This is a genomic window from Streptomyces scabichelini, from assembly GCF_011045015.1.
GTDB lineage: Bacteria > Actinomycetota > Actinomycetes > Streptomycetales > Streptomycetaceae > Streptomyces > Streptomyces scabichelini.
In genome coordinates this window covers 1-14853 of sequence record NZ_JAAKZY010000246.1, presented here as the reverse complement: position 1 = coordinate 14853, position 14853 = coordinate 1, and the positions used below count along the sequence as shown (strand labels likewise).

Genomic DNA, 14853 nt, shown 5'->3' with positions numbered 1-14853 from the left:
CGGTGTAAAACCAACAGGCATTGACTAAAGAGAAGCGCCGCGCTTCTATTGACAGTGGAAGTTGTCAATAGAAGGAGGCCGTCATGGCGTCCGCAACCACAAACCCCCCGCCCGCCGTTCCTCTCCCAGGTCAAGATGGGCCTGGGCTGGGAGCCGGCGTACCGCGGCAAGGACATCGACCTGGACGCGTCGGTCATCGCATACGGCCCGCAGCGCAACCACATCGACAGCTGCTACTTCGGCAAGCTCTCCATCGTGAACGGCGCGATCAAGCACTCCGGCGACAACCTCACGGGCGAGGGCGGCGGAGACGACGAGGTCATCACGGTCGACCTCGGCCGCCTCCCCCAGGAGGTCACCGGCCTGGTCTTCACGGTGAACTCCTTCTCCGGCCAGAAGTTCACCGAGGTCGCCAAGGCCTACTGCCGTCTCCTGGACGCCGCCACCGGCGAGGAACTGGTCCGCTTCGACCTCACCAACGCCGAGTCCCAGACAGGCGTGATGATGGCCAAGCTGATCAAGCAGTTCTCCGGCGAGTGGGACATGACGGCCATGGGCAACTTCGTCAAGTCCCGCACGGTGCGGGGCATGGTGAAGCCGGCGGCGCAGGCGCTGTAGTCCGCAAGGCGCTGCAAGTCCGCACGCGCCCGAGGCGCCCCCTTCGAGGGGCGCCTCGCCGCGTTTCAGCCCTTCGGGCGCAGCCCCTCCGTCAGCAGCGACAGATACCGGCGGATGTGCTTGCCCTCCTCATCGGCGAGCTCCGAGGCCGAAGCGACCCCATAAGCGAGCCGCAGCACCTCGATCGGCTCGACATCCGCCCGCAGCGTTCCCTCCCGCTGAGCCGCCCCGACAAGGCGGCCGGCCGCGGCCTTCACCGAGTTCCCGCAGGCGGGCACGGTGACGGAACCGGCGTCCGTGACGGCTGAGCCGAGCAACGCCTTGATCCCGCACACCCAGATCATCCCCTCGCTCAGCACATTGAGCCACTCCACCAGCGCCTCACCGGGCGGCAGTTCGGCGGCCAGCTCATCGGCACGCGCCGCGAGCTCCTCGATGCTGTCGAGATAGACGGCTTCCAACAACGCCTGCCGCGTCGGGAAATGCCGGTAGAGCGTGCCCGCCCCGACCCCTGCCCGCTTGGCGATGTCGTCCAGCGACGCGCCTTCCCCATGCTCCGCGAACACAACCGCCGCTTCCTTGAGCAGCCGCTCGTGGTTCCGCCGCGCATCGGCTCGCATCGGCTTGGCCACGCGCGCACTCACTCCTGCCTGCGCCATTCAGCCACTCCTAGCCAACCGAAGACCTCCTCCGCACCTTACCGAGAGGAGACGACGGCTTTCAGCGTGCCCGCCGCTTCCCGTGGTAGCGCTGGGCGAGCCTGGCGAGGGCGACCGCGCCGAGCAGGAGCCCGAAGTCGCGCAGCGCGATGTCGTAGTGATCGGGGATGGTCAGCAGGTTGATGATGATGCCGGTGAGCCATGCGGCCACCAGCCAGCCCCCGAAGCGCGGGGCGACGGCGACGGCGAGGCCCGCCACGATCTCGATGACACCGACGGCGTACATGGCCTGCTGGGCGCTGCCCGGGACGACGTCGTTGATCCACGGGGCGAGGTAGATGGGCCAGTCGACGAGCAGGTTGGTGAACTTGTCCAGCCCGAACAGGATCGGCGCCACGGTGAATCCGGTGCGCAGGATGACGAACGCCTGGTACCCGGGTTCGGTGAGCGCGGCTCGCCCGGAGGCGGCGGGCGGGGGGTTTGTGGTTGCGGACGCCATGACGGCCTCCTTCTATTGACAACTTCCACTGTCAATAGAAGCGCGGCGCTTCTCTTTAGTCAATGCCTGTTGGTTTTACACTGGTGCTCGTGGATGACCCGAAGGAAGCAGAAGCACCCGACGCCGACGTCTCCGCCATCGCCGCCCTGGGGGAGCCGACTCGCCGGAGGCTGTACGACCACGTCGTACGCCGGCCGGGGCCGGTCAGCCGCGACGAGGCGGCCGCGGCCCTCGGCCTGGCGCGGCAGACCGCGGCGTTCCATCTGGACCGCCTGGCCGACGCATCACTGCTCGACGTGGTGTACGAGCGCCGCAGCGGACGCTCAGGACCGGGTGCCGGCAGGCCGGCCAAGCTCTACCGGCGCTCGACGAAGCAGGTCAGCGTCAGCCTGCCGGAGCGGCACTACGAGCTGGCCGGGCGGCTGCTCGCCCAGGCCGTGGAGGAGTCCGCGACGACCGGCGAACCGGTGCGGACCGTCCTCCACCGCAAAGCCCAGGATCTCGGCAGGCAGCTGGCCGGGCAGAGCCACGCGGGTGTGACCGAGTTGCTGGAGCGGTACGGATTCGAGCCGAGAGACGACGGCGATGCCGTCCTGCTCGGCAACTGCCCCTTCCACGCGCTGGCCCGAGAGCACACTGACACGGTGTGCGGCATGAATCTCCACCTGCTCCGCGGCGTCCTTCAGGGACTGGGCGACGGACGACTCGAGGCACTCCTGGCGCCCACCCCCGGCCGGTGCTGTGTCCGCCTGGAACCAGCCGCCTGACCCGACCCGAACGAGATCGTCGCCAGGTCCGCCGGCCGGCCCGTCTAGAACAGCGCGCTGTACGCGTTCAGGGCGGGCTGCCCGCCGAGGTGGGCGTACAGCACCGTCGCGTCCCGCCCGATCTCTCCCCGCGACACGAGATCGACGAGCCCGGCCATCGACTTCCCCTCGTACACCGGATCCGTCACCATCCCCTCGGTCCGCGCGGCGAGCCGCATCGCCTCCAGTGTGGCCTCGTCGGGGATGCCGTACGTGCCCGCGTGGTACCGCTCGTCCAGCTCGACGTCCGACTCGTCCAACTCCCTCTTCACGCCGATGAGTTGACCGGTGCCGTGAGCGATGCGCGCGATCTGCTCGCGGGTGCGGGCGGGCGCGGCCGACGCGTCGATGCCGATGACGCGCCGCGGCCGCCCGCCCGCCTCCTCCAGATCCGCGAACCCGGCGACCATGCCCGCCTGGGTCGAGCCGGTCACGGAGCACACGATCACGGTGTCGAAGAAGACGCCCAGCTCCCGCTCCTGCTCGGCGACTTCGTACGCCCAGCCGGCGAACCCGAGGCCGCCGAGCGGATGGTCGGAGGCGCCGGCGGGAATCGCGTACGGCTTCCCGCCCCTCTCCTCGACCTCCCTGAGTGCCTGCTCCCAGCTCTCCTTGAACCCGATCCCGAACCCGGCCCGCACCAGCCGCACATCCGCGCCCGCGAGCCGGCTGATCAGGATGTTGCCGACCTTGTCGTACACGGCGTCGGGCCACTCCACCCAACTCTCCTGTACGAGCACACACTTGAGCCCCGCGCGGGCGGCGACCGCCGCGACCTGCCGGGTGTGGTTGGACTGCACGCCACCGATGGAGACGAGCGTGTCGCACCCCTGGGCGAGCGCGTCCGCGACGAGGTACTCCAGCTTGCGCGTCTTGTTGCCCCCGTACGCGATACCGGAGTTGCAGTCCTCGCGCTTGGCCCAGAGCGAGGCACCGCCGAGGTGCTTGGTCAGCCGCTCCAACGGGTGCACGGGCGAGGGCCCGAAGAGAAGGGGGTAACGCTCGTACGAGGAAAGGGACATGGATCCTCCCGGGATCAGTCGCCGTCGGCGAGGCCTTCGAGCCCCCGCCAGATCTCCGCGGTGACGCGGACCGCCTCGTCCACGTCACCGGCCGCGCAGGCCTCGATGAGCTGCTCGTGCAGCCCGGCCGAACGGCAGTTGCCGCCCTCGCCGAAGCGCCGTCGCTCCAGCCGGCGGATGAGCGGGGTGTAGCGGGCGATGGTGGCGGCTGCCGCGCGGTTGCCGCTGACGCGTAGGAGCACGTCGTGCAGTTCGTCGTCGGCGCGCAGGGCGGTGTCCACGTCGCCGGTGCGGACAGCGGCCGCGAACCGCTCGTTGGCCGAGCGCATCATCTCGACGTCCGCGGCGAACAGCCGGGGCACGGCGATCCGTGCGGCCAGCTCGTGCATGGCCCCGACGACGGCCGCCGCGTCCCGCACGTCGGAGGCCACGACCGGGGTCACCCGCGTATAGCTCTGCGGCTTGCTCTCCAGCAGCCCCTCGTCGACGAGCCGCGAGAAGGCCTCGCGGACGGGCGCCCGCGACAGCCCGAGCCGCTCGGCCAGTTCGGCGTCACGGACCACCGCGCCCGGTTCGATGTTCCCGGCCACGATGGCGTCCCTGATTGCTTCGTACGCCTGGTCCCTGAGCAGGGTGCGGGGTACGGGCCGTATGGAGTCCACAACTGAAATGTTAGATGTCAATCTGCGCCACGCACAAGGCTGTGGCCCGCACCGAAGTGCGGGCCACTCCTTGGGTCTGGAGGGTTGGGGCTCAGGCCTCGCGGGAGGCGTAGGCGACGAAGGCGGCCCAGGCGTCGGCGGGAACGGTGAAGCGGGGGCTTCCGGGGCCGAGCTTCGAGTCTCGGATGTGGATGGTGTGGGGACAGGCGGCGACTTCGAGGCATTCGCCGCCCTGGGAGTCGCTGTAGCTGGACTTGAACCACGCCAGCGTTTCGCTCATAGCTCCTCTGCCACCTTCCCGATGAACGCCGCCGACTCGTCAACTCCGAGGGCCTGCATGCGGATCATGCCATGCACCTGCGCCAGGTAGCTCACCTTGTCAGCGTCGGCGTGCAACACGCTCGTCTCCGGACCTTCAACGTAGGCGAAGTGCTCGTGGTCAACGGTCTCCAGCAGAACGAACGAGCCGTTGAGCGCCAGACCACTACACCTCCCGTAGGGCAGCACCTGGATGGACACGTTACGCAGGGCACCAACCGCCGACACCTCAAGCAACTGCCGCCGCATGACTTCCGGTCCGCCCACCTCCGTGTGCAGCGCAGCCTCATGGATCACGAAGCCGTACACCGTTCTGGCGCGGCGAGTCAGTGCCTCTTGCCTTGCCAACCGAGCTCGAACCCGCTCCTCAACCGTCTCGTCATCCAACGGCGGACAGCTCTCGCTGATCAGCGCTCGCGCGTATTCCCCCGTCTGCAACAGACCGGGAATCAGCCCAAGCGCATAGTGGTGTACCACGAACGCTTCGGCCTCAATCGCCATGTACTCCTGTGTCCGCGCAGGAAAGGGCTCCGGCTTCAGAAACTCATGTGCCGCCACCAACTTGCCCCGCGCCCGGCACAGTTGATCCGCAACCTGCAACAACCTCAGCGTCGGCCTGCGCCTCCCGCATTCCATCGACTTGACGTACTCAATGTCGTACCCGGCCTCCCCCGCCAACTCCTGCCGGCTGACCCCCGCTTCCTCCCGCCACAACTTGATCTGCCCACCGCAGTACCGCCAGTTCTGCTGAGCCTGCTGCGACTCCCCGGAAGCCACGCACCCACCGCCTCCTACCACCACACCGTGTACAGCCACGCTGTGTACCCACTCCGATACTCCCCGAGGTTATGTGCCAACCACCAGCCTGGTCACAGCGAATGACGGAGAACCACACGCAAGGAACGGCACACACATGCCCAAGGACCGCGATGACGTAGAGGCCACCGAGGACGTCGAAGACATCAAAGACGTCGAATGGCACCTCCCCCGCCACGCCCGCAGCGTCGGCCGGGCCCGCACCCTCCTCCGTGACCAGGCCACAGCCTGGAAGCTCCCGGACGAGCTGACGGAAACAGCCGTACTCCTGCTCAGCGAGCTGATGACAAACGCCTACCGTCACGCCAAGGTCTCCCCCGGCCGCGAGATCCGGACCCGCTGCATCCTGGACGCCAACCACCTCTGCGTATCCGTGACGGACGCCAACGACACGCTCCCGACGCTCCGCGAGGCGACCCTGGACGACGAGTCCGGCCGAGGCCTGCCCCTGGTGGCGACACTGGCGGACGACTGGGGCGCGGAACCTCGCACCGGCGGCATCGGCAAGACCGTCTGGTTCACGCTCCACAGCGACGCGCCCACTTGGATGTACTGAGGTAACGATCACTCCGCTGATCTGGGGTTTTTGCGCTGGTTGGCAATGAAGCGCGCCTTCTTCTGACGGTTCCCGCACGTGTTCATGTCACACCATTTGCGGGTGCGGCTTTGGCTGGTGTCGAAGAAGGCGGCGCGGCAGGTCGGTGATGCGCACAAGGCCAGTTTTCCGTCTCGTTCGCCCGCGATGATGCTGATCGCGTCGGCGGCGATCACGCTGAGGGCGTCCTCCACGCAGGAAGCCGAGCTGAGCCGCCATTGCCGCTTGCCCTCGGGCGTCAGGATCGCCGCGGCCCGGCCCTGAGCGCTGCGGTCATTGATGACCTGGACAGCAGACGCAGGGAGGGCGTCCTGGATCGCGGCCGCTGTCGCGGCGGCGTGAATCGACTCCCTCAGCTCCCGGGCGAGGTCGAGCTGGGCGGTGGTGCAGGAGTCCACGGCGAGGCCGTTCACCGCCAGCCAGTCGACGAGTCGGTGCGGCGTGGGAATGCGCTCCACGGCGTCGCCGTGACGCTCCGACAGGGTCCCCGTGAAGCTGGTCGCCAGCACGTTGCCGAGGCGGAAGTCAGGGAACGCAGCACGCATGGAACCACCTTAGCTGGTTGCAGCGCGGCTCGGAGGCCTGCTAGAACCGTCTTAGCCGGTTCGCGATAGGTCGCAGCCGGCCGGTTCCGCGATGGCCAGGAGGTCTCATGCCCCGTCCACCCAGCGACGTGCAAGCGTTTGAAGCCCACGCAACTGACGCTGAGCTCGACGAGCTGCGCGCGCGACTGGCCGCGGCGCGGCTGCCGGAGGCCGAGACGGTCTGTCGCGCCGCGCCCGACCCTCGCCGATGGGAACAGGGCGTTCCTCTCGCCGACCTCGTCGATGTCGTGAACTACTGGCGCACCGGGTACGACTGGCGGTCGTTCGAAGAGCGCCTCAACCGGATCGGCCAGTTCCGTACGACCATTGATGATCTGGGAATTCATTTCCTGCACCGCCGATCCGCGCGCGCAGATGCCACTCCTCTGATCTTGACGCACGGCTGGCCGGACAGCATTGCCCGGTTCATCGATGTAGTGGACGAACTGGCAGATCCGAAAGATGCGGACGCGCCGGCGTTCCACGTCGTGGTCCCGTCGCTACCGGGCTTTGGTTACAGCGACAAGCCGGCCACCACCGGGTGGGGAACCGAAAAGATCGCGGCCGCATGGGTGGAACTGATGGGAAGGCTCGGCTACGGCAAGTTCGTAGCCCACGGCGGCGACTGGGGAGGCAATATCACCACGGTTCTCGGCGGCAGGTTCCCAGGGCACGTTCTCGGCATTCACACAACGTTCGCGGAGGGACCGCCCGGGTTGACAACGGACGGGCTGACGGCGGACGAGCGCAAGTGGACCGAGGAAACCCGCGATTTCTGGCGCCACCGCGCGGCGTACGCGAAGCAGCAGGCGACCCGGCCGCAGACCATCGGCTACTCGCTCGTCGACTCACCGGTCGGGCTTCTTGCCTGGATCCTTGACAAGTTCGCCGAGTGGTCAGACACCGAAGACAGCCCGTTCGAGACGATTTCCAGAGACCGCGTTCTTGACGACGTCACCCTGTATTGGCTGACGCGCACCGGCGCATCGGCGGCCCGCATTTACTACGAAAGCCACAACTCGCTCGACCCCGAACTTCGGGTCGACGTCCCGTCAGCACTCACCATGTATCCCCGCGACGTCGAGAAGTGCCCGCGCCCCTGGGCACAGGAGCGGTACCGGCAGATCGTCCGATGGAGTTCCCCCGAAACCGGGGGACATTTCCCGTCGCTGGAGATTCCCGAGTATTTCGTCAAGGACCTGCAAGAAGGCCTCGCGGCAGTGCTGGCCGCTCATCGGTGAACGCGGCTCGGCCACCCGGCACTCGATCACCGCCTGAATCGGCGTGTTCCTGATCCTCGGCCACCAGCTCATGACACGCGCCTCCAGGAGGCCGTGGGCGGAGGTGATGTTTCCGCTGAGTGGGGCGGCTGTCGGGACAGCCCCGCACGGACGCGCACACCACAGGACGTACGCGAATCGCGGCACCCATGACCCCTCACGCGAAAACCGTGAACACACCGGGGGAGGATGCCCTCCGAGCGCTCAAACGAGCGGTTCGTGAACATGGCAGGGAGAAGTGTTCACGCGTGGGACCAACACACAGGGCCCGCCGACCTACTGCCGAACCCACCTACACAACACCCCACGGCGCCGACGAGGCCTGACGGGTGGGATCAGGGCCGGAAGCCCCATACGTGAACCGCAGTCCCGTAGGCGTGCCCATCTGCTTCCTCGACGTGGAACCGCGCCGAGGCGAGGATTCCCAGAAGGGCGGCCCGCATACAGGTATGAACGGTTTCGTAATGGCGAATCGCGTAGGGCAGATTCGAAGGATCAAGTTCGCCCGGCGGAATGTTCAGAGCGGCAGCTGTCAGCTCTGCCCCCGTGTTCCATTCCACCAGCACCCCGCCGTCGGCCAGAGGGTCCACATGAACCTCCGCCCCAGGCCTGTCTTCGGACTCGCCGCCAAGGACGATCCGGTGAACGGGAATCCCGGCCCGGGCCAGTGCGCGGCAGACATGATCGGCCAGTGCGTTGCGCTGGGCGATGATATCCGGCGAGGCTTTCGGCGGCAGATCGAATTCCTGTTTGGTCATGCGTCCTTCACTTCTCTTCCTGCTGTTGGCCTGCCAGGGAGCGCAGCATGTCGAGGATCGCTGTCTCCGAGTGACTGGAGAAGCTGCTCCTCGCGACCAAGAGATCCCCGGTCTTGGGGTCGTTCCACACCAAGCACACACGCCCGTGGCCCGCACCGAAGTGCGGGCCACACGCTCACGGTCCCTCAGGACACCCAGGGCCAGTCGGTGTTCCGCGCGGCCTCAAGAAGCGGAACCATCCGGAACGCCGCGTCCGAGAGGCCACCGAACACGTGACGGTTGCCCTGTCCCGACGGGCCGTGACCCGCCCGGTAACCGGCCAGGTTCCAGGTGTAGACCGGGACATGAGCCGGTACCTGCTCGGTCGGGTCGCCGTGGTAGCTGTACGTGGCCTGCTCGTCCGTGACGATCAGTACGCGGTCGTGCTTCTTGTAGTGCTTGCGCACGGCCTCGGTGGTGTTCGTGCCGCCGAGGTCACCGAAGCGGTCGAGCACCTTCAGTACGGACTCGCCCTTGCGGAACCGCACCCCGTTGCTGCTCGTGCCGAACTCCACCAGATCCGCGTCCGCCGCCCGCAGCGCGAGCGCCGTGCCGAAGATCGCCGCGGCGTCCGCCCGGTTCAGCTCCGAACGGTCGGACATGCGCGAGTAGAACATCGAGCCCGAGCGGTCGACGAGCACCAGCGTGCGGCCCGGCAGCGCGGGCACGTTGGCCAGCGAGTGACCGAGTGCCTGCTCCAGCGGGTACGACCAGCGCAGCGACGGCGCGTGCTGGTACGCGGCGAGGTAGCGGAACGGGAACTGCCGCGAGCGCGCCACCTCCGCCGGGTCGCTGATCCGGGCCGCGACCTGCGCCGCGACCGCGTCGGAGACACCGGCCTCGTCGAAGTTCCGCAGGTTGCGGACCAGCGCCATGGCGTCCATGGACGGGATCACGGCCTCCCAGGCCGCCTTGTCCATCGGGCCCTGGAGCCAGCCGGCCAGCGCCTCCCAGGTGATGCCCGCGTCCGCGAGGCGCTGCGCGCCGCCCGCACCGGTCACGACCCTGCGCCGCTTGGCGGGCCGCAGTGCCATCAGGTCACGGTGGGCCGCCAGAACGGGCAGCGACTTGGGCACCACTGCCGTGTCCGGGTGGTGCCGGCGGTCGAGCGCGTACTGGAACAGGTCGCCCTGCCACGGCTTGTCCGGGTCCGGCGACGCGTGCACGAGGTTGAGGATGTCGCCGAAGCGGTAGCCCTTGGACGCCGTGTCGTACTTCAGGAGGGACTTGGCGCTGTAGAGGCGGCGCACGGCGTCGGCGACGCCACGCTTCACGGGCTTCGGGATGGCTCGGCCGTACCGCGAAGTCCAGTACGCGAGCAGCTCGCCGGGCTCGTCGGGACGCCGCAGCACGGAGTCGATGACCTGCCGGTTGGACGGGCCGTCCGTCGCACCGGCGTCGAGGCGCGCCTTGACGTACTCGGCGGCGCCCACGATCGAGGCCGTACGGAGGTTCCCCTCGCCGCGCAGCCAGCCGAGCAGGCCCGCGGTCCACTCCGGGTCCTCGACGGCGAGCCGTCGCACGAGAGCGGCGAACCGGTCGTCGCGGGCCTCGCCGGACTCGTAAAAGGTCTGCTGCGCCACGAAGTTGGCGATCGAGAGGAGGAAGAGCTCGGAGCGTGCGTCACGCTCGCGGCCACGGCCGCCCTCATACGTGCGGAGCACCTGCCCCGTCGATGTCACCCGCGAGGTGGGCTGCGCCTTGGTGGCCTTCGTGTTGAATCGCGCCATGATGAATTCCCCCGAATTCGTTCGAGTTTCGGAGGGAGGCGCAGCAAAAGGAGAGTGCCCGAGGTCGGGAGTCGGCGACGGAGAATTGCCGGACGCGTCTCCCATTTCCGCCACATCGACCATGGGCCGATGACGGGATTCGAACCCGCACCATTTCTGATCCGGTCCTGAAGTATCCGCTGCCTGCGCACCGGGCACCCACCAAATGCTGCGCCTCCCGAGATCAAGTCGGCGGCGGCGTGGATTCTTTGGAAGAGAAGTAGCCGCAGCCTGCGCACCGGGAGGTGCGTGACATGCATCAAATTGTGGTGTCCAGAGTTCAAGGCCGGCGGAACCGACGTAGGCGCTCTAACCCCTGAGCTACACCGGCGCGTTGTACCGGTGGCGGGACTCGAACCCGCGGCCGCCCCATTAGCAGTGGAAGTAGGTCCTGCCTTCGCACCTGGACGTACATCACTTTAGGAGGCGTACCGCGGGCCGGGCTAATGAATTAATCAGCTGAGCGTCTGGCGCTTCCAGGGCCCCGTGATCGCGAGCAGGATGCCGGGCTTCTGGATGTTGGCGTACAGGGTCCTGCCGTCGGGGGAGAAAGTGACGCCGGCGAACTCGCTGTATTCCGGCTCCTCTTCGGTGCCGACGTTCAGGTCGTTTCGGGCGATGGGGTACGTACGGCCGCTGTCGGTGGCGCCGAAGAGGTGCTGGATGCCCTCGCCGTCCTCGGCGAGGATCAGGCCGCCGTACGGGGAGACGGTGATGTTGTCGGGGCCGTCGAGGGCGCCGTCGACGGACGGGTCGGGGTTCACGCCGAGGAGGACCTTCAGGGTCAGGGTGCGGCGCCTGGGGTCGTAGAACCAGACCTGGCCGTCGTGCGCGGCACCGGGGCTCTCCGCACGGGCGTACGAGGAGACGATGTACGCGCCGCCGTCGCCCCACCACATGCCTTCGAGCTTGCGGGCGCGGGTGATCTCGCCGGCGCCGAACTGCTTGCGCACGGCCACGGTCTTGGCGTCGCGGTCGGGTACGTCGACCCAGTCGACGCCGTACACCGTGCCGATCTTCGTGGCTCGGGACAGATCGTCGATGAACTTGCCGCCGGAGTCGTAGCACTTGGGCGCCTGAAGGACGCCCGCGTCGTCGGCGAGGGTGCGGAACTTGCCGCGGCCGTACTGGAAGCCCTTCGGCGGGGACCAGCGGAAGAACAGACCGTTGGGGCTCGCGGCGTCCTCGGTGAGGTACGCGTGGCCGCGCTTGGGGTCGATGACGACGGCCTCATGGTCGTAACGGCCGAAGAACTTCAGGGGCTTGGGGTCACGGTTGGCGCGCCGGTCGACGGGGTCGACCTCGAAGACGTAGCCGTGGTCCTTGGTCATGCCGTTGACGCCGGCCTTGTCGGAGTTCTCCTCGCAGGTGAGCCAGGTGCCCCAAGGAGTGCTGCCGCCCGCGCAGTTGGTGGAGGTGCCGGCGATACCGACCCACTCGGCGACCTGTCCGCCGGGGCGCACCTCGACGACCGTGCAGCCGCCGGACGCGGCCGGGTCGTAGACGAGGCCCTCGGTGAGCGGCACCGGGTGCTTCCAGTTGGCGCGCGGACCCTTGAGCTCGTGGTTGTTGACGAGGAGGGTCGTGCCGCGCGGGCCCGGGAAGGCGGCCGTGCCGTCGTGGTTGGACGGCGTGATCTCCCCGGACTCCAGCTTGGTCTTGCCGCTGTAGGTGAGGACGCGGTACGAGAACCCGGCGGGCAACGCGAGGATGCCCTTGGGGTCGGCCAGGAGCGGGCCGTAGCCGACACCGTCGCCGTGGCGTTCCGCGTCGTCCCCCGTGGTCTCGGTGTCCTGGGTCGCGAGGGCGCCGGGCGCGGTGGCGAAGGCGCCGACGCTGCCGACCAGGGCGACACCGGCGCCGGTGATCGCGGACCGTCTGGCGAAGTCCCTACGGGTGAGCGACATGCTGTCTGTTCTCCTTGACGGTGGAGTGGGACCGTGGAGGGTGGTGGCCAGTTTTCGACCTTCGGCACACCGTTGCGCCCGTGGCTGAACACTGGTTGAACGCGGGCCGACTTTCGAGGGCCCCCTTCCGTGAACCCGTTCGCTTCCGCGCGCCGGGGGCCTCGGATCGGCCGCCCGGGACCGGCAGCCCGCCCGTATCCCACCCATACGGCCCACCAATCCGGGCGTCCGAACGAATGATCGGAAGAATCTTCGTAAAATAGACAGCAACGATCCGCACCACCCATGGGAGGCGAGCCGGAGTGGACGCACGTCAGGCGTGCCGCCTCCATGAGGAGCGGCTGATGGAGCTGCCCCACGTGACCGGGGTCGGCGTGGGCCAGGACGAGAACTCGGGCGAGGACGTGATCGTCGTCTTCGTCACCCACAGCGTGCCCCGTGACCGCCTCCGGGCCGAGGACGTGATCCCGGACGAGCTCGAAGGCGTACCCGTACGCGTGCTCCCGATGGGCGACGGCGACACGCAGGACGAGACTCAAGACGACACGGAGGCCGAGACGCAGGACGAGCCCCGGGCACAGGCACCGGACGAGGCCTGAGCGGCACCGCGCCCCGTAAGGGGCGCGGTGCAGTGTCGATATGCGGCTCCGCCGCGATGGGGGTCCCCCCGCTCGAGCGCAGCCGAGAGTGGGGGAGCGACCAGCCACGGACGGCCCGCACCTTTCGTACCGCCCTCCCAAGCGGAGCGCTCAGGCTCAACCCCCTTGCTGCGACCGCGCCTTGAACGCCGCCTTACGGGCCTCCTTGGCGACCTTCTTGTCCGGGTGGAGCCGGCCCATGGCCTCCAGGACGTCCGGCGTGGCCGGGTGGTCGACGCGCCAGGCGGCGGCGAAGAAGCTGCTGTGCTGGGCCGCGAGCCCCTCCACCAGAGCCTGGAGCTCCTCGGAGTTGCCTTCCGCCGCCAGCTGCGCGGCGATCGTGTCGACGGTCAGCCAGAAGATCATGTCCTCGGACGGCGCGGGCACGTCAGGGGCACCCCGCTCGGTGAGCCACACCCGGGCGAGCCCGCCCAGCTCGGCGTCGTCCAGCACCTCGCGCAAGGCCGGCGAGGCCTCCGTACCGACGAGCGACAGGGCCTGCTGGCAGAGCAGCCTCCGCAGGGGCGCGCCCGGGTCGGAGCCACGGGCCGCGGCGAGCAACTCCCGTGCGGCGGCGAGGGGTTCACGCCGGGCGAGCCACTGCTCGGTCTCGGCCTGCGCGGCCGCGGGCGGGAAGGCGGACGTGCCGTCGAGCAGGACGTCCGCCCCCTTGTCCGCGAGGTCACCCACCGCCGGGGCCGTGAGCCCCGCCTCCTGCAGACGCGCCCGGACGCCGTAGAGCCCGAGCGGGGTGAGCCGCACCATCCCGTACCGCGAGACGTCCGTCTCGTCGGCCGCTGCCGCGGGCTCCTCGTCGGGGTCGGCCATCAGCGTCTCGTCGACAGGCTGGAAATCGACCAGCCCGGCCGGCTCCAGGAGCCGGAACTGGTCGTCGAGCCGCATCATCGCGTCCGACACCTGCTCCAGGACGTCGTTGGTGGGCTCCGCCATGTCGTCCGGCACGATCATCGAGGCGGCGAGCGCGGGCAGCGGCACCGGGCCGTCGCCGGGTCCGTCCTCGCTGACGGTCAGGATGTAGAGGTTGCCGAGCACGCCGTCGAGGAAGTCGGACTCCGCATCCGGGTCCCAGTCAAGGGCGGACAGGTCGATCTCGCCGTCGTCGTCCACGGCGGCCATGACGTCGTCGAGGTCGGGCGCGCTCGCGTCGGCGAGCACGGTTTCCAGAGCGCTCAGCCACAGCGCCAGCACGTCGCCCGGTGTCCCCGAGGTGACGAGTTCCAGGTCGGCGCCTTTGGCGACCGTCCCCTCCTCCTCGTCCACGACATCGATGAGCCCGGTGTCCATGGCCACGCGCCACGCCTCGCTCGCGAACGCGGCGGCGTCCTCGCCCTCGAGGCCGATCTCCGCGGCGGCGCCCGGCAGTTGCTCCTCGACGAGTTCGCCGCCGGCTCCGACCCGGGTGTCCGGACCGGCCCAGCGGGCGAGCCGCACGGCACGCGAGAGCAGCGGCGTGGCGAGCGCGTCCCGCGCGAGTTCCGCTTCGGACGTCAGCCGCACCGGCGGCAGGGTGGAGCTGTCTGACATCGGCTGGTTCTCTCCTCGGACGTACAGACGTACAGACGTACCGGAATGCAACCTCAGCCTAGACGGATTTGGCCCCATGCCGCCTGGTTCATGAACCTGTCAGAACCCGTACATGGCTGAAACCTTGACAACCGCCCTGGCCACACACGAGATTGACGCGCGTAGAAACTCACGGGTAGCCCCTCGGTAGTTCCTTGGCGGCTCTCCGGTCGGCTTCTACGCGCGTCACCACTGCCTCATTGCCAGCTGCCCCCCTCCTCCTCGTCCACGACATCGATGAGCCCGGTGTCCATGGCCACGCGCCACGCCTCGCTCGCGAACGCGGCGGCGTCCTCGCC

15 protein-coding genes and 1 pseudogene are annotated in these 14853 nt (G+C 68.6%); 5 read left to right on the top strand and 11 right to left on the bottom strand.

What is annotated here, in order from left to right:
* Positions 1 to 114 precede the first annotated feature (114 nt).
* Positions 115 to 618, top strand: a pseudogene (locus tag G5C60_RS43435) (TerD family protein); the annotation flags it as partial.
* A 65-nt stretch (positions 619 to 683) separates the two neighbouring features.
* Here G5C60_RS43435 and G5C60_RS43430 read toward each other — a convergent pair.
* Both G5C60_RS43430 and G5C60_RS43425 read right to left on the bottom strand, forming a co-directional pair.
* On the bottom strand, positions 684 to 1277 hold the full coding sequence (locus G5C60_RS43430; protein ID WP_165268489.1) for a TetR/AcrR family transcriptional regulator: 594 nt from the start codon (positions 1275 to 1277) through the stop codon (positions 684 to 686).
* Positions 1278 to 1338: 61 nt separating this feature from the next.
* Positions 1339 to 1776, bottom strand: a complete 438-nt coding sequence (locus G5C60_RS43425) for a hypothetical protein (RefSeq protein WP_165268487.1) — start codon at positions 1774 to 1776, stop codon at positions 1339 to 1341.
* A gap of 62 nt (positions 1777 to 1838) precedes the next feature.
* Here G5C60_RS43425 and G5C60_RS43420 point away from each other — a divergent pair, with 62 nt between their 5' ends.
* Positions 1839 to 2543, top strand: a complete 705-nt coding sequence (locus tag G5C60_RS43420) for a helix-turn-helix transcriptional regulator (protein WP_165268485.1) — start codon at positions 1839 to 1841, stop codon at positions 2541 to 2543.
* Positions 2544 to 2587: 44 nt separating this feature from the next.
* Here G5C60_RS43420 and G5C60_RS43415 read toward each other — a convergent pair whose 3' ends face one another.
* From G5C60_RS43415 to G5C60_RS43400, 4 genes are all read right to left on the bottom strand, one after another.
* The gene (locus G5C60_RS43415) at positions 2588 to 3604 is read right to left on the bottom strand and encodes a 1-aminocyclopropane-1-carboxylate deaminase (RefSeq protein ID WP_165268483.1); all 1017 of its coding nucleotides are present in this window, start codon (positions 3602 to 3604) and stop codon (positions 2588 to 2590) included.
* A gap of 14 nt (positions 3605 to 3618) precedes the next feature.
* A complete protein-coding gene (locus G5C60_RS43410; RefSeq protein ID WP_165268481.1) occupies positions 3619 to 4266 on the bottom strand; it encodes an FCD domain-containing protein in 648 nt (215 codons plus the stop codon).
* Positions 4267 to 4357: 91 nt separating this feature from the next.
* Positions 4358 to 4546 carry a DUF397 domain-containing protein gene (locus G5C60_RS43405; RefSeq protein ID WP_165268479.1) on the bottom strand — a complete coding sequence of 63 codons (189 nt, stop codon included), beginning with the start codon at positions 4544 to 4546 and terminating at the stop codon, positions 4358 to 4360.
* Entirely contained in the window at positions 4543 to 5361 is an 819-nt protein-coding gene (locus G5C60_RS43400) for a Scr1 family TA system antitoxin-like transcriptional regulator (RefSeq protein WP_165268477.1), read from the bottom strand. Before G5C60_RS43400 ends, G5C60_RS43405 begins: the two co-directional genes overlap by 4 nt.
* Positions 5362 to 5497: 136 nt before the next feature.
* Between G5C60_RS43400 and G5C60_RS43395 the strand changes: the two genes are divergently transcribed.
* Positions 5498 to 5956: an ATP-binding protein gene (locus G5C60_RS43395; RefSeq protein WP_165268475.1), complete on the top strand. Its 459-nt coding sequence runs from the start codon at positions 5498 to 5500 to the stop codon at positions 5954 to 5956.
* Positions 5957 to 5964: 8 nt separating this feature from the next.
* Here G5C60_RS43395 and G5C60_RS43390 read toward each other — a convergent pair whose 3' ends face one another.
* Positions 5965 to 6540, bottom strand: coding sequence for a CGNR zinc finger domain-containing protein (locus tag G5C60_RS43390; protein WP_165268473.1), 576 nt, complete (start codon positions 6538 to 6540; stop codon positions 5965 to 5967).
* A gap of 107 nt (positions 6541 to 6647) precedes the next feature.
* Between G5C60_RS43390 and G5C60_RS43385 the strand changes: the two genes are divergently transcribed.
* Positions 6648 to 7820, top strand: a complete 1173-nt coding sequence (locus G5C60_RS43385) for an epoxide hydrolase family protein (RefSeq protein WP_165268471.1) — start codon at positions 6648 to 6650, stop codon at positions 7818 to 7820.
* 374 nt (positions 7821 to 8194) lie between these two features.
* Here the strand turns inward: G5C60_RS43385 and G5C60_RS43380 are convergent, their stop codons facing one another.
* The 3 genes from G5C60_RS43380 to G5C60_RS43370 all read right to left on the bottom strand — a co-directional run bounded on the left by G5C60_RS43380 (position 8195) and on the right by G5C60_RS43370 (position 12332).
* On the bottom strand, positions 8195 to 8617 hold the full coding sequence (locus G5C60_RS43380; protein WP_165268469.1) for a hypothetical protein: 423 nt from the start codon (positions 8615 to 8617) through the stop codon (positions 8195 to 8197).
* A gap of 185 nt (positions 8618 to 8802) precedes the next feature.
* The gene (locus G5C60_RS43375) at positions 8803 to 10386 is read right to left on the bottom strand and encodes a TROVE domain-containing protein (protein WP_165268467.1); all 1584 of its coding nucleotides are present in this window, start codon (positions 10384 to 10386) and stop codon (positions 8803 to 8805) included.
* Positions 10387 to 10880: 494 nt separating this feature from the next.
* A complete protein-coding gene (locus G5C60_RS43370; protein WP_165268465.1) occupies positions 10881 to 12332 on the bottom strand; it encodes an alkaline phosphatase PhoX in 1452 nt (483 codons plus the stop codon).
* Positions 12333 to 12676: 344 nt separating this feature from the next.
* Here G5C60_RS43370 and G5C60_RS43365 point away from each other — a divergent pair, with 344 nt between their 5' ends.
* Complete coding sequence (locus G5C60_RS43365; protein WP_165268463.1) at positions 12677 to 12931, top strand: hypothetical protein; 255 nt, start codon at positions 12677 to 12679, stop codon at positions 12929 to 12931.
* Positions 12932 to 13087: 156 nt separating this feature from the next.
* On the opposite strand, the gene G5C60_RS43360 is transcribed toward G5C60_RS43365, so the two are convergent.
* Positions 13088 to 14515 (bottom strand): hypothetical protein, encoded by a 1428-nt coding sequence (locus G5C60_RS43360; protein WP_165268461.1) that lies wholly within the window; start codon positions 14513 to 14515, stop codon positions 13088 to 13090.
* Positions 14516 to 14853: the final 338 nt, after the last annotated feature.

Coding starts and splice junctions, on each gene's coding strand:
- G5C60_RS43405 (WP_165268479.1), bottom strand. CDS start 4,546: ATGAGCGAAACGCTGGCGTGGTTCAAGTCCAGCTACAGCGACTCCCAG.
- G5C60_RS43360 (WP_165268461.1), bottom strand. CDS start 14,515: ATGTCAGACAGCTCCACCCTGCCGCCGGTGCGGCTGACGTCCGAAGCG.
- G5C60_RS43415 (WP_165268483.1), bottom strand. CDS start 3,604: ATGTCCCTTTCCTCGTACGAGCGTTACCCCCTTCTCTTCGGGCCCTCG.
- G5C60_RS43365 (WP_165268463.1), top strand. CDS start 12,677: ATGGAGCTGCCCCACGTGACCGGGGTCGGCGTGGGCCAGGACGAGAAC.
- G5C60_RS43425 (WP_165268487.1), bottom strand. CDS start 1,776: ATGGCGTCCGCAACCACAAACCCCCCGCCCGCCGCCTCCGGGCGAGCC.
- G5C60_RS43420 (WP_165268485.1), top strand. CDS start 1,839: ATGCCTGTTGGTTTTACACTGGTGCTCGTGGATGACCCGAAGGAAGCA.
- G5C60_RS43390 (WP_165268473.1), bottom strand. CDS start 6,540: ATGCGTGCTGCGTTCCCTGACTTCCGCCTCGGCAACGTGCTGGCGACC.
- G5C60_RS43385 (WP_165268471.1), top strand. CDS start 6,648: ATGCCCCGTCCACCCAGCGACGTGCAAGCGTTTGAAGCCCACGCAACT.
- G5C60_RS43375 (WP_165268467.1), bottom strand. CDS start 10,386: ATGGCGCGATTCAACACGAAGGCCACCAAGGCGCAGCCCACCTCGCGG.
- G5C60_RS43380 (WP_165268469.1), bottom strand. CDS start 8,617: ATGACCAAACAGGAATTCGATCTGCCGCCGAAAGCCTCGCCGGATATC.
- G5C60_RS43395 (WP_165268475.1), top strand. CDS start 5,498: ATGCCCAAGGACCGCGATGACGTAGAGGCCACCGAGGACGTCGAAGAC.
- G5C60_RS43370 (WP_165268465.1), bottom strand. CDS start 12,332: ATGTCGCTCACCCGTAGGGACTTCGCCAGACGGTCCGCGATCACCGGC.
- G5C60_RS43430 (WP_165268489.1), bottom strand. CDS start 1,277: ATGGCGCAGGCAGGAGTGAGTGCGCGCGTGGCCAAGCCGATGCGAGCC.